Genomic DNA, 12664 nt, shown 5'->3' with positions numbered 1-12664 from the left:
CACTCATGCGCGCGAGCGAACCGGGGGCCGAGACGGAGCTGATGCTGAAGGGCTACGGGCTCACGACGGCCGAATTCTACTACCGGATGCCGGATTACCGGCACGTCCTCAACTCCTACATCTGGCAGGAATACGACCTCGCCCCGGACTATCCGGAGCTGTTCCGCTTCATCGAATTCTGGCAGGAAAAGATCGAGGGGCCGCTGCATTCGGTCCGCTTCTGCCACCGAAAGCTGATCGGTCCCGGCGAATGGCGCAACGTCGTGGGCGAGTTCCGGCTGCACTGAAAACCGGCGTAGCGCTTGCGTCGTTTCGGCGTAGGAGAAGCGTAGGTTTCCCGTAGCTACAGACCGCGCGCCGCAGCCCGTAATCGCGCAACGCAGGGCGCGCCCGCAAAGGACATTGCAGCGCCGCGCGCTTGCCCTCATAGAAGGGGCAACGAACCGCAAGAGGTGAGCGATGAAAGCGCGTGTGAAATGGGTCGAGGACCGGACCTTTACCGGGGAAGTCGAGGCGGGGCACAAGATCGTCTTCGGCAACGGGATCGGCGACAAGCCGAAGCCGGGTCCGAGCCCGATGGAGCTTCTCCTCATCGGCACCGGCGGCTGCGCGGCCTTCGACGTCGTGCATATCCTCGAAAAGGGCCGCGAACCCATCGAGGATTGCGTCTGCGACCTGACGGCGGAGCGGGCCGAGACGGAGCCGAAGGTCTTCACGAAGATCCACATGCATTTCATCGTGACGGGCCGCGGCCTGAACCCCGCCAAGGTCGAACGCGCGGTGCAGCTTTCGGCCGAGAAATACTGCTCCGCCTCCGCGATGATGGCGGCGACCGCCGAGGTCACGCACGACTTCGAGGTGGTGGATACGGGGGCGTGAGGGGCGGCTTGGAGCCCGGAACGGACATGGAAGCGCGGTGCGAAGGGCAAACGGAAATTGTCCGGCAAGATTACCTGAGTGCCGAAAGAGGGGTCTTACAACTCCGCAGCACGCTGTCGATCAGCGCCATACATCCAATGCAATCGTCAATGCGTATCCCCCGGCGCTTGATATTTGATCGAACTTGCCAACCTTAACGCCTCCAAGGTGTCTTCGACCGACAGCAATGTCGTTGTTTCGAAAGAGCTGAGCGCACCGCCGCCACTTATCGCGATAGCCGTTGCGGCCATCGCCACATTGTCAGGGGCCTCCCAGAGGTTGTAACCGTCCTGGCCGCCAAAAGCATACCAAAACCCGTGCAGCTTCCCACCTACGGATTCGATGTATTTCTTGGCGGCGGCTCTTCTATCCTCGGGGGTCTTGGTTAGTCGGGCCCATGTTTCGGGCGTGTAGCTAAATCGCGTCAGGTACAAAGGCATTCGATGTACTCCTTTCGGATAGCTCGGAGGGCAGTATCATGTTTGGCTCTCCTGCGATCGATGTTGCGCTCGGTGCCTGTCGCAAGCAAGTTGGATATCACGTTGAGCTTGACGCGAAGTATCTGCCGCACTTCAATACAGCCAAGACAAAGGCCGCGTGCCGACCGTCTGCTTCGTCCCTGCGACAGACTTAGCTCTGTTTCACCAGCCTCAGCAAGAACAGGAAGATCACCGCGCCGATCGTGGCATGAACGATGGCGGCAAGGAAGCCGCCGCCCATGCCGAACCCGATCCTGGGCAGGATCAGGCCGGCGATGAAGGCGCCGACGATCCCGACGACGATATTGCCGATCAGCCCGAAGCCGTAGCCCTTGACGAGTTGCCCGGCGAGCCAGCCGGCGATCGCGCCGACCAGCAGCATGACGATGATACCCATGACGCGTTCCTTTCCTGAGGCGGGGGCCTCAGGTTAGCACATAGGCCGGGCGCGGGAAGGGGGCGTTCAGCCGGCCTTGGCCTGCCGCTTGCGCTCATGCGGGTCGAGGAAGCGCTTCCTCAGCCGCACGATCTTCGGCGTGACCTCGACAAGCTCGTCGTCCTGCACATAGGCGATGGCCTCTTCGAGGCTCATCCGCACCGGCGGGGTCAGCCGCACTGCCTCGTCCGTGCCCGAGGCGCGGATGTTGGTGAGCTTCTTGCCCTTCAGGGGGTTCACTTCCAGGTCGTTGTCGCGGGAATGCTCGCCGATGATCATCCCCTCGTAGACCTGTTCCTGCGCGCCGATGAAAAGCTTGCCGCGCTCCTCGAGGTTCCAGAGGGCGTAGGCGACCGACACCCCATTCTCCATCGAGATCAGGACGCCGACGCGGCGACCCTCGATCGGACCCTTGTGCGGGGCCCAGCCGTGGAAGATGCGGTTGAGAACCCCGGTGCCGCGCGTGTCGGTCAGGAACTGGCCGTGATAGCCGATGAGACCGCGCGAAGGCACATGGGCGACGATCCGGGTCTTGCCGACGCCGGCGGGCTTCATCTCGACGAGGTCGCCCTTGCGCTGGCCGGTAAGCTTGTCGATCACGGTGCCGGAATATTCGTCGTCGACATCGACGATGACTTCCTCGATCGGCTCCATGCGGACGCCGTTCTCCTCGCGGAAGATCACGCGGGGGCGGGAGATCGACAGCTCGAACCCCTCGCGGCGCATGTTCTCGATGAGGACGCCCATCTGCAATTCGCCGCGGCCCGAGACGATGAAGGCCTCGCCGCCCGGCGTATCCTCGATCTTGATGGCGACGTTCGATTCCGCTTCCTTCATCAGCCGCTCGCGGATCACGCGGGACTGGACCTTGGTGCCGTCCTTGCCGGCCAGGGGGCTGTCGTTGATGCCGAAGGTGACGGAGATCGTCGGCGGGTCGATCGGCTGCGCCGGGAGCGGCACGTCGATCGCCGGATCGCAGAGCGTGTCGGCGACCGTGGCCTTGGTCATGCCCGCAAGGGTCACGATGTCGCCGGCCTGCGCCTCGTCGATGGGCTGCTGCGAGAGCCCCCGGAAGGCGAGGATCTTGGTCACGCGGAACTGCTCGATCCGCTCGCCCTTTCGGGAAAGCGCCTTGATCGTCTCGCCGACCTTCAGACGGCCCGATTCGACCCGGCCGGTGAGGATGCGGCCGATGAACGGATCGGCGGACAAGGTCGTCGCGAGCATCCGGAACGGCTTGTCGGCATCCGCGACCTGGCGCGGCGCCGGGACGTGGCGCACGATGAGGTCGAAGAGCGCGTCGAGATTCTGGCGCGGCCCGTCCAGCTCCGCATCCGCCCAGCCGGAGCGGCCGGAGGCGTAAAGATGCGGGAAGTCGAGCTGGTCGTCATCGGCGCCGAGATTGGCGAAGAGGTCGAAGACCTCGTTCAGCGCCCGGTCCGGCTCCGCGTCCGGCTTGTCGACCTTGTTGAGGACGACGATGGGGCGCAGGCCGAGCGCCAGCGCCTTCGAGGTCACGAACTTCGTCTGCGGCATCGGCCCTTCGGCCGCGTCGACGAGAAGGACCACCCCGTCGACCATGTTGAGGATCCGCTCCACCTCGCCGCCGAAATCGGCGTGGCCCGGCGTGTCGACGATGTTGATGCGCACCCCGTCATGCTCGACGCTCGTGCATTTCGCGAGGATGGTGATGCCGCGCTCGCGCTCGATATCGTTCGAATCCATCGCCCGCTCGGACACCTGCTGGTTGTCGCGGTAGGTGCCGGATTGCTTGAGAAGCTCGTCGACGAGCGTGGTCTTGCCGTGGTCAACGTGCGCAATGATCGCGATGTTGCGAAGGTCCATGGGGTCCGCCATTTCCTGAGGTTGGCGCCCCGATAGAGGAATTCCGCCTGAAACGCCAGCCCCGCCGGCGTCAGGTCGCGATATAGCGGTCGCGGCGGTGATTGACGGCGATCACCAGGTTCACGACCAGCGCGCCGAGGGCCGAGACCGCAACCGTGCCGAGGTCGCGGAGCGTAAGCGCGACGGCGAAGATGGCGAGGTCGACCAACAGCTGGGTCCAGCCGGCGCGGAAGCCTGTCTTGTCCTGAAGATAGAGCGCGACGATGCCGACCCCGCCGAGGCTCGCCCCGTGGCGAAAGAGCGCCAGAAGTGCCGAGCCGGAGATCGCCCCGAAAAGCACCGCCCCGACGATCGGGTCGAGATGGGCGAAATCCACCCAGCGCGGGAAGATCATCGCGAGGGCCGACATGAGGCCGACGGCCAGAAAGGTCTTGAGGACGAAGACCGGCCCGATGCGGCGGTATCCGAGCCAGTAGAACGGCAGGTTGATCGCGAAGAAGACCGGGCCGAAGCCCCATCCGGTCGCATAGGAGATCAGCACCGCGAGTCCCGCCGTCTGGCCCGTCACGAGGCCGAGATGGGTCAGGATGGCGATCCCGAACGCCGCCATCCCCGCTCCGTAGGCGATGCCCTGGGCGTCTTCGAGAAGCGTATGGCGGGCGGGGTCGGTCATGGCACGTCTGATGAGCGAAGGACGCGGAAAGGTCCAGAGGCCCCGGTCCTTCTTCTTGGCCGAAATACTCCGGGGGGACCGGGGGGCAGCGCCCCCCGGCGGATCGCCCCGGCGCAAAGCCGGGGCGAAATCCGGTCAGGCCAGCGCCTTGTTCAGGTACTCGTCGACCTTCTCGAGGAAGCCCATCGTGGTCAGCCATTTCTGGTCCGGCCCGACCAGAAGCGCGAGGTCCTTGGTCATGAAGCCGTCCTCGACGCACTGGACCGTCACCTTCTCCAGCGTTTCCGCGAATGTCTGGAGCTGCACGTTGCCGTCGAGCTTGGCGCGGTGCTTGAGGCCGCCGGTCCATGCGTAGATCGAGGCGATGGAATTGGTGGAGGTGGCCTTGCCTTGCTGGTGCTGGCGGTAGTGGCGGGTGACGGTGCCGTGGGCAGCCTCGGCCTCCACGATCTTGCCGTCGGGCGTCATCAGGACGCTGGCCATGAGGCCGAGGGAGCCGAAGCCCTGCGCCACGGTGTCGGACTGCACGTCGCCGTCATAGTTCTTGCAGGCCCAGACATAGCCGCCCGACCATTTCAGCGCCGAGGCGACCATGTCGTCGATCAGGCGATGCTCGTAGGTGATGCCGGCGGATCTGAATCTGTCGGCGAATTCCTCGTCATAGACCTTCTGGAAGAGGTCCTTGAAGCGGCCGTCATAGGCCTTGAGGATGGTGTTCTTGGTCGAGAGATAGACCGGCCAGCCCTTGACGAGGCCGTAATTCATCGAGGCCCGCGCGAAGTCGATGATCGATGCGTCGAGGTTGTACATCGCCATCGTGACGCCCGCGCCCGGCGCGTCGAAGACGTCCTTCTCGATCACCGTGCCGTCCTCGCCCACGAACTTGATCGTGAGCTTGCCCTTGCCGGGGAAGCGGAAGTCGGTGGCGCGGTACTGGTCGCCGAAGGCATGGCGGCCGACGACGATCGGCTTGGTCCAGCCCGGCACGAGGCGCGGAACGTTCTTGCAGATGATCGGCTCGCGGAAGATCACGCCGCCGAGGATGTTGCGGATCGTGCCATTCGGGCTCCGCCACATCTGCTTGAGGCCGAATTCCTCGACGCGGGCCTCGTCGGGCGTAATCGTCGCGCATTTGACGCCGACGCCGTATTGCTTGATGGCGTTCGCGGCGTCGATGGTGATCTGGTCGTCGGTGCGGTCACGCTCCTCGATGCCGAGGTCATAGTATTTCAGGTCGATGTCGAGATAGGGCAGGATCAGCTTCTTCTTGATGAAGTCCCAGATGATCCGCGTCATCTCGTCGCCATCGAGCTCGACGACGGGGTTCGCTACCTTGATCTTCGACATGATCTTCTCCGGTTGGGGACAGACTCGTTGCCCGCGTCATAGCCGAATGCCCGGCGGCTGGAAAGAAGGTATGCAATGGTATACCACGACAAAGTGAGTTTCCCCGGCATGCCCAAAGGGTATGAAAGGGTCATGGACCTCAGATCATTCCTTGTCCGGCTCGGACTTCTCCTTTGCCTCGCGCCGCTTCCCGCCGGCGCGCAGAACCTGTCGCTGCCCGGCCTCGCGGTCGGGATGAAGCGGGTGACGCCGACAATCTGGGTCGATCGGGCGGCGGGGGGCAAGCAGGTCGAGGCGATCCGGGCGCGGATCGCGGCGGCGGAGCGGAAGGTCGGGGCGGAATTTGGCCGGCTTCGGGCGGCACCGCTCTGGCAGGTCTGCGTGACGAAAGAATGCGACCGCCGGAACGCGATGACGAGCCGGGCGATGACGCTGGGCGGGCTGGTGATCACGGTGTCTTCCAAAGCGGTGAACGATCCGGTCACCTATGTCCACGAGCGCGTCCATGCCGAGACGCACCGCGCCGAGGGCTTCGCCGGGCGCAAGAAGGGCCTGTTGCCGACCTGGTTCGACGAGGGGCTGGCGACGATCATTTCACGCTCCGTCGGCTATCCCAAAGGGGTGGCGCAATGCCGTGCGGTTGCAAACTGGAAGCTCCCGGCTACGCGCAAGGAATTCGTCGCCCTGTCGAAGTCGAACGGCAAGGGGGCGGGGCCGGTCTATACCGCCTCGGCCTGTGCGGTGCAGAAATGGCTTGGTGCCGGCCGGAAGCCGGCGGATGCGCTTGGCCAGCTACGGGCGGGGCGGCGGCTTCCGTGACCTTGCCGGTCAGAGGTCGGGAAAGTAGCCGCGCAAACGGCCCCGGACGAAATCCCACAACCTCGGCGCACCCCGCGCGACCTTCCGGCCGACGCGGGCCTCGATCTGCTCGGCGGTGACGTTGTACTCCGTCCAGCTTCCGCCACCGCTCGCGAGGTTGTGCAGGACCGGCTGCACCCGGTCGAGCGACTTGGCGAAAATGGCGTCCGGCGTCTCCGCCGCCTCGAACTCTTCCCAGAGCGCGCGCAGGTCGGGGCCGATATCGCCGGGAAGCAGGCCGAAGAGACGGTCGGCGGCCCGTGCCTCGGCGGCCAGCGTTTCGGCCGAGCCGTGGGCGGAGCCGTTCGCCGAGTGAATCGGTACGTCGCCCACGTCGATCTCCACCAGGTCGTGCAGGATCAGCATGCGGATCACCCGGTCGATGCTGACCCCGGGGCCGGCATGGTCGGCCAGGACCATCGCATAAAGCGCGAGATGCCAGGAATGTTCGCCGGAATTCTCGGGACGCGAGCCGTCGGCGAGGGTGGTGGCGCGAAGGACCTGCTTGAGCTTGTCAGCCTCCATCAGAAAGGCGAACTGGGCGTCGAGCCGGTCGGTCATCCCGTCTTCGCGGCTTGCGCGGCGCGCGCCCGTTTCAGCCGCGCGTCCAGCATCTGCCGGGCCTTGGCCTCGGAGCGCTGGGCGCGGATGGCGGCCATGTAGGCTTCCTGCAGGGCGGAGGAGGAGGCTTCGATGATCTTGTTGATATCGTTGACCAGCGCCTCGTCGCCGGTCTCCTCCACCGCTTTCAGAACGTCCTCGGCCAGCGCGATGGCGAGTTCCTCGGTCGTCGGCATGATCCTACCGCGTCTGTTCGCCGAGCCGCCGGCGGACATAGTCCTGCACGGTCGTGATCATCGGGGCCATATGCTCTTCCTCGTTCTCGAAGAAATGTCCCGCACCTTCGATCTGCTCGTGGGTGATGGTGATGCCCTTCTGTTCGCGGAGCTTGCCGACGAGCGAGGCGGTGTCTTTCGGCGGCGCGACGCGGTCGGCGGTGCCGTTGATGATCAGGCCCGAGGACGGGCAGGGCGCTAGGAAGGAGAAGTCGTACATGTTCGCCGGGGGAGCGACCGAGATGAAGCCGGTGATCTCGGGCCGCCGCATCAGGAGCTGCATGCCGATCCAGGCACCGAAGGAGAAGCCCGCGACCCAGCAATGCTTGGAGTTCGGATTCATCGCCTGCAAATAGTCGAGCGCCGACGCGGCGTCGGACAACTCGCCGATGCCCTGATCGTATTCTCCCTGGCTGCGGCCGACGCCGCGGAAGTTGAAGCGCAGGACGGTGAAGCCAAGCTCGTAGAACGCATAGTGCAGCCGGTGCACGACACGGTTGTTCATCGTGCCGCCGAACTGTGGATGCGGATGCAGGATGATCGCGATCGGTGCGTCGGGCTGTTTCTGGGGGTGGTAACGGCCTTCGAGGCGGCCTTCTGGGCCGGCGAAAATGACTTCGGGCATCGCCTGTCTTCTCTCTGCGGGCGCCCTTCGCGTCAATTCTGGCCAAGCCATTCTTGACGATTTTGCTCAGGCACCCTAGAATTGTTCTAAATACCGGCGGGTGCCGGTGACCGGGTGGGAAGGAGTTAAGCGGCCTTCCGCCCGGCGTCAATGTCTTTGCGGGGCTTTAGGGCATGAAACTCTCGACCAAGGGACGCTATGCGATGGTCGCGCTCGCCGATCTGGCGACGGTGCGGGACGATCAGTTGACCTCGCTGGCCGAGATCTCCAAGCGGCAGGACATTTCGCTGCCCTATCTGGAGCAGCTGTTCGTGAAGCTGCGCCGGGCCGGGCTGGTCGATTCGGTGCGCGGCCCCGGCGGTGGCTACAAGCTCGCGCGGGATCCGGCCGACATCCGGGTGAGCGAGGTTCTCGAAGCGGTCGACGAGACGGTGAGCGCGCTGCACACCGGGGCCGGCGCGTCGGGCGGCGTGTCGGGCAGCCGCGCGCAGTCGATGACCAACCGGCTTTGGGAGGGGCTTTCGGCGCAGGTCTACGTGTTCCTGCACCAGACCCGCCTTTCCGACGTGATCGGCAACACGCTGAAACCCTGTCCGGCGGTGCCGGCGCTGTTCCAACTGGTGGACGAATGACGGCGCGCGCCTATCTCGACTGGAACGCGACGGCGCCCCTGCGGCCGGAGGCGCGGGCCGCCGTGATCGCGGCGCTCGACGTCGTGGGCAATCCGTCCTCGGTCCATGCCGAGGGGCGGGCGGCGAAGGCGATCGTCGAGGCGGCGCGCGAGGATGTGGCCCGGCTTGTCGGGTGCCGCCCGGCGGAGGTGGTCTTCACCTCGGGCGCCACGGAGGCGGCCGGCGTTTTGTCGGGACTGCTGGCCGGGCATGACGTCTATGTCGATCCGGCGGCGCATGACTGCCTGATCGCCCATGCCCGGATGGGCGGGGACGCCGCGCGCGGCCATACGCTGGCGATGGGTCTTGCGAACAGCGAGACCGGCGTGATCACCGAGCCGCCGGCGAAGGCCGGGGATGGTTACGCCTACGGCGCGCGGCGGGCCGATTGGCTCCTCCTCGACGTGGTGCAGGCGGTGGGGCGGATGCCGTTCGCCTTTTCCTGGTCGGGCGCAGACTTCGCGCTGGTCTCGGCCCACAAGCTCGGCGGCCCGAAGGGCGCCGGCGCGCTGATCCTGCGCGAGGGGCTGGAGATTGCACCGCTCAGGCCCGGCGGCGGGCAGGAACAGGGACGGCGCTCCGGGACCGAGAACGTCGCCGGTATCGCCGGGTTCGGCGCCGCCGCGCGGGCGGCCCTTGCCGACCTCGACGCGGGTGTCCCGGCGAAGGTCGCGGACCTGCGCGACGGGCTCGAAGCCCGGATCTTGGACGGGGCCCCGGATGTCGTGATCGTCGGGCGCGACCGGCCGCGCCTGCCCAACACGACCTGCCTCATGACCCGTGGCTGGAAGGGCGAGACGCAGGTGATGCAGATGGACCTCGCCGGCTTCGCGATCTCGGCAGGCTCCGCCTGTTCGAGCGGCAAGGTCAGGGCCAGCCGGGTCCTGAAGGCGATGGGGTTCGACGAGGTCGAGGCGGCCTCGGCGATCCGGGTCTCGCTCGGGCCCACCACCACGGTGGAAGAGATCGACAGTTTCGCGGCGGCATGGCTCGCCCAATATCGGAAATTTCGCGCGAAAGCCGCGTGAGGAACATCAGGCAAGGCATTATCATGGCGAAAGAAAAAGCAATGGCAGCTACGGCAGGAGAGACCGCCGTTCTTGATGTGCGCGAAGGCGTCGACCGCGAGACGGTCGAGACCGTCCAGAACATGGGCGCCTACAAATACGGCTGGGAAACCGAGATCGAGATGGAATTCGCGCCACTCGGCGTGAACGAGGACATCGTGCGCCTCATCTCGGAAAAGAACGGCGAGCCGGAGTGGATGACCGATTGGCGGCTGAAGGCCTTCGCCCGCTGGAAGGAGATGGAGGAACCCCGCTGGGCGATGCTCCATTATCCCGACATCGACTACCAGGCGCAGTATTACTACGCCAAGCCGAAGAGCATGACGGAGAAGCCGAAGTCGCTGGACGAGGTCGATCCGAAGCTTCTCGCCACCTACGAAAAGCTTGGTATCCCCTTGAAGGAGCAGATGATTCTGGCGGGCGTCGAAGGCGCGGACGAAGCGCCGGCGGATGCGCGGAAAGTGGCGGTGGACGCGGTTTTCGATAGCGTGTCGGTCGGCACGACCTTCAAGGCGGAACTGGCCAAGGCCGGCGTCATCTTTTGCCCCATCTCCGAAGCGATCCGCGAGTATCCGGATCTCGTGAAGAAATATCTGGGCAGCGTCGTGCCGCAGTCGGACAATTTCTTTGCGACGCTGAATTCGGCGGTCTTTTCCGACGGCTCTTTCGTCTACATCCCGCCGAACACGCGCTGCCCGATGGAGCTTTCGACCTATTTCCGCATCAACGCGGAGAATACCGGCCAGTTCGAGCGCACGCTCATCATCGCCGACAAGGGCTCTTACGTGAGCTACCTGGAAGGCTGCACCGCGCCGAAGCGCGACACCGCGCAGCTTCACGCGGCGGTGGTGGAGATCGTGATCCTCGACGATGCCGAGGTGAAGTATTCGACGGTGCAGAACTGGTTCCCCGGCGACGAGGAGGGCAAGGGCGGCATCTACAACTTCGTCACCAAGCGCGCCGATTGCCGGGGCGACCGGGCCAAGGTGATGTGGACGCAGGTGGAGACCGGATCGGCGATCACCTGGAAATATCCATCCTGCATCCTGCGCGGCGACGACAGTTCGGGCGAGTTCTATTCGATCGCCATCGCCAACAACATGCAGCAGGCGGATACCGGAACCAAGATGATCCATCTTGGCAAGAACAGCCGCTCCCGCATTGTTTCGAAAGGGATTTCCGCCGGAAAGGCGCAGAATACCTATCGCGGCCTCGTGTCCATGCACCCGAAGGCGAAGAACTCGCGTAACTATACCCAGTGCGACAGCCTTCTGATCGGCGACAAGTGCGGGGCGCATACGGTTCCGTATATCGAGGTGAAGAACAACTCATCCCGCGTGGAACATGAGGCGACGACCTCGAAGGTCGATGACGACCAGCTCTTCTACTGCCGCTCGCGCGGCATGGACGAGGAGGAGGCGGTGGCGCTGGTCGTCAACGGCTTCTGCCGGGAAGTGTTGCAGGCGCTGCCGATGGAATTCGCGATGGAGGCGCAGAGCCTCGTGGCGATTTCGCTGGAGGGGAGTGTCGGATGAAACCCGTTGTTCTTCTGATCGGCAAGCTGCCCGGCATCGTCGGGCATTTGGCGGACGAGCTTGAGGATCTGCCGATCCGCTGGCTCGGCGCGCATGACCATGGCGAGGTGGTGCGTCAGCTCGAAACCGAACCGGAGATTGCGTGCGTCATCATGGGCGCGGGACTGCCGGATGATATTCGCGGCGACCTTGTCGGCATCATCGCGGCGGTGCGGCCCGATCTTTCGATCCATCTAAAGGATCGCGCGTCCGGTCCCGAGGGGATGGCGCCCTTCGTGCGTCGGGTCGTCAGCGGCATGATCCTGAACAGAGACTGAGGCCCGATCCATGATCGTCACCACCACCCCCTCCGTCGAGGGCCAGAGGATCACCCGCTACCACGGTATCGTCACCGGCGAGGCGATCCTTGGCGCGAATATCTTCCGCGATCTCTTCGCGGCTGTCCGCGATGTCGTCGGCGGCCGGTCGGCGGCCTACGAGCAGGAGCTGGGCCGGGCGCGGGAGACGGCGCTGCGCGAAATGGAAGAACGGGCAACGATGATGGGCGCAAATGCCATTGTCGGTGTCGATCTCGACTACGAGGTGATCAACAACATGCTGATGGTTTCGGCCTCCGGCACGGCGGTGACGCTGGGATGAGCGGGACTGTCCCTGAAAGATTGACGCTGCGTCACTCCGCTTTGCGGCGGATTGTTGGCCGCAATGGCGCGAAATTCCCCTTATTCCGGTCTGAATTCCGCCTTAAATCGACGTCAGGTTGTACGGCGAAGGGGAATCTCTCGGGGCCGTACCATGACCGTGATGGTCGATCAGAAGACGATCTTTGCCGAACGCCTGAAGCGCATTCAGACGGGCAAGCAGTTCGAGCATGTGGATGTCATCGGGCATTCGACCCAGAAGCGCTACAACAAGATCTTCGGCAAGAAGAACCAGAAGCCCAAGCGCACCTTCGCGGACAAGATGATGGTCCTGATCGCATTCCTGTGCGGGATGTCCTCGGTTCTGGTCGGGCGCGTCGCCTATTTCCACCTTGCGAAACTCGAGGGGCTGCCGCCGGCGTTCTACGACCTCGGCAACCGGGGCATGGTGCTCTTCGCCTTCGTGCTGGCCTTGATCCTGATCGTTGTCTTCCACCTGTCGAACCGGTCGCGGGTCCAGGCGCTTCTGGTCGGCTGCGTGGTGATGCATTACGGCGAGGCGGCCGTCGCCTCGAACGCGCCGGAATTCTGGTCCCATCTCTTCTCGGCGGACTATGCCGCGACGATGGCCGAACAGGGCCGCGACTACAGGCTGACGCCCGCGGGCTGATCCCAACCCAATCCGAAATCCTTGCGGTCCGGGCCATTGGCCCGTTGGCCGCCCGATCCGTTTGAA

At 64.7% G+C, this 12664-nt stretch carries 17 protein-coding genes; 9 read left to right on the top strand and 8 right to left on the bottom strand.

Annotated features, from left to right (window positions below; genetic code table 11):
* The first annotated feature begins 5 nt into the window (after positions 1 to 5).
* Both V5734_RS13135 and V5734_RS13130 read left to right on the top strand, forming a co-directional pair.
* Positions 6 to 287 carry an usg protein gene (locus V5734_RS13135; RefSeq protein WP_347310094.1) on the top strand — a complete coding sequence of 94 codons (282 nt, stop codon included), beginning with the start codon at positions 6 to 8 and terminating at the stop codon, positions 285 to 287.
* Positions 288 to 459: 172 nt separating this feature from the next.
* A complete protein-coding gene (locus tag V5734_RS13130; RefSeq protein ID WP_347310093.1) occupies positions 460 to 879 on the top strand; it encodes an OsmC family protein in 420 nt (139 codons plus the stop codon).
* A 146-nt stretch (positions 880 to 1025) separates the two neighbouring features.
* On the opposite strand, the gene V5734_RS13125 is transcribed toward V5734_RS13130, so the two are convergent.
* From V5734_RS13125 to V5734_RS13105, 5 genes are all read right to left on the bottom strand, one after another.
* Positions 1026 to 1358: a GYD domain-containing protein gene (locus V5734_RS13125; RefSeq protein ID WP_347310092.1), complete on the bottom strand. Its 333-nt coding sequence runs from the start codon at positions 1356 to 1358 to the stop codon at positions 1026 to 1028.
* 190 nt (positions 1359 to 1548) lie between these two features.
* A complete protein-coding gene (locus V5734_RS13120; protein WP_347310091.1) occupies positions 1549 to 1794 on the bottom strand; it encodes a GlsB/YeaQ/YmgE family stress response membrane protein in 246 nt (81 codons plus the stop codon).
* Between the two features lie 66 nt (positions 1795 to 1860).
* Positions 1861 to 3678 (bottom strand): translational GTPase TypA, encoded by a 1818-nt coding sequence (typA, locus tag V5734_RS13115; protein WP_347310090.1) that lies wholly within the window; start codon positions 3676 to 3678, stop codon positions 1861 to 1863.
* Between the two features lie 70 nt (positions 3679 to 3748).
* Complete coding sequence (locus V5734_RS13110; protein WP_347310089.1) at positions 3749 to 4351, bottom strand: YitT family protein; 603 nt, start codon at positions 4349 to 4351, stop codon at positions 3749 to 3751.
* A gap of 135 nt (positions 4352 to 4486) precedes the next feature.
* A complete protein-coding gene (locus V5734_RS13105) occupies positions 4487 to 5698 on the bottom strand; it encodes an NADP-dependent isocitrate dehydrogenase (RefSeq protein ID WP_347310088.1) in 1212 nt (403 codons plus the stop codon).
* Between the two features lie 75 nt (positions 5699 to 5773).
* Between V5734_RS13105 and V5734_RS13100 the strand changes: the two genes are divergently transcribed.
* Positions 5774 to 6517, top strand: coding sequence for a hypothetical protein (locus V5734_RS13100; RefSeq protein ID WP_347310087.1), 744 nt, complete (start codon positions 5774 to 5776; stop codon positions 6515 to 6517).
* Positions 6518 to 6526: 9 nt separating this feature from the next.
* On the opposite strand, the gene V5734_RS13095 is transcribed toward V5734_RS13100, so the two are convergent.
* Genes V5734_RS13095 through V5734_RS13085 form a run of 3 tightly spaced genes read right to left on the bottom strand, consistent with a single transcriptional unit; the run spans position 6527 to position 8017 of the window.
* Positions 6527 to 7117 carry an HD domain-containing protein gene (locus tag V5734_RS13095; protein WP_347310086.1) on the bottom strand — a complete coding sequence of 197 codons (591 nt, stop codon included), beginning with the start codon at positions 7115 to 7117 and terminating at the stop codon, positions 6527 to 6529.
* Positions 7114 to 7353: a hypothetical protein gene (locus V5734_RS13090; RefSeq protein WP_347310085.1), complete on the bottom strand. Its 240-nt coding sequence runs from the start codon at positions 7351 to 7353 to the stop codon at positions 7114 to 7116. The genes V5734_RS13095 and V5734_RS13090 overlap by 4 nt, the downstream gene beginning before the upstream one ends.
* Before the next feature lie 4 nt (positions 7354 to 7357).
* Entirely contained in the window at positions 7358 to 8017 is a 660-nt protein-coding gene (locus V5734_RS13085; RefSeq protein WP_347310084.1) for an alpha/beta hydrolase, read from the bottom strand.
* Positions 8018 to 8190: 173 nt separating this feature from the next.
* On the opposite strand from V5734_RS13085, the gene V5734_RS13080 reads away from it, so the two are divergent.
* The 6 genes from V5734_RS13080 (at position 8191) to V5734_RS13055 (ending at position 12598) form a co-directional block, all read left to right on the top strand.
* A complete protein-coding gene (locus V5734_RS13080) occupies positions 8191 to 8649 on the top strand; it encodes an Rrf2 family transcriptional regulator (protein ID WP_347310083.1) in 459 nt (152 codons plus the stop codon).
* Positions 8646 to 9716, top strand: a complete 1071-nt coding sequence (locus tag V5734_RS13075; RefSeq protein WP_347310082.1) for a cysteine desulfurase family protein — start codon at positions 8646 to 8648, stop codon at positions 9714 to 9716. Before V5734_RS13080 ends, V5734_RS13075 begins: the two co-directional genes overlap by 4 nt.
* Before the next feature lie 41 nt (positions 9717 to 9757).
* On the top strand, positions 9758 to 11290 hold the full coding sequence (gene sufB / locus V5734_RS13070; protein ID WP_347310081.1) for a Fe-S cluster assembly protein SufB: 1533 nt from the start codon (positions 9758 to 9760) through the stop codon (positions 11288 to 11290).
* Positions 11287 to 11607 (top strand): hypothetical protein, encoded by a 321-nt coding sequence (locus V5734_RS13065; protein ID WP_347310080.1) that lies wholly within the window; start codon positions 11287 to 11289, stop codon positions 11605 to 11607. Before sufB ends, V5734_RS13065 begins: the two co-directional genes overlap by 4 nt.
* Positions 11608 to 11617: 10 nt before the next feature.
* Positions 11618 to 11929, top strand: a complete 312-nt coding sequence (locus V5734_RS13060) for a heavy metal-binding domain-containing protein (protein ID WP_347310079.1) — start codon at positions 11618 to 11620, stop codon at positions 11927 to 11929.
* Positions 11930 to 12082: 153 nt separating this feature from the next.
* On the top strand, positions 12083 to 12598 hold the full coding sequence (locus tag V5734_RS13055) for a hypothetical protein (RefSeq protein WP_347310078.1): 516 nt from the start codon (positions 12083 to 12085) through the stop codon (positions 12596 to 12598).
* Positions 12599 to 12664: the final 66 nt, after the last annotated feature.

Origin of the sequence: Defluviimonas sp. SAOS-178_SWC, assembly GCF_039830135.1 — a bacterium.
Classification (GTDB): domain Bacteria; phylum Pseudomonadota; class Alphaproteobacteria; order Rhodobacterales; family Rhodobacteraceae; genus Albidovulum.
This window is presented reverse-complemented; position numbering and strand designations above follow the sequence as displayed.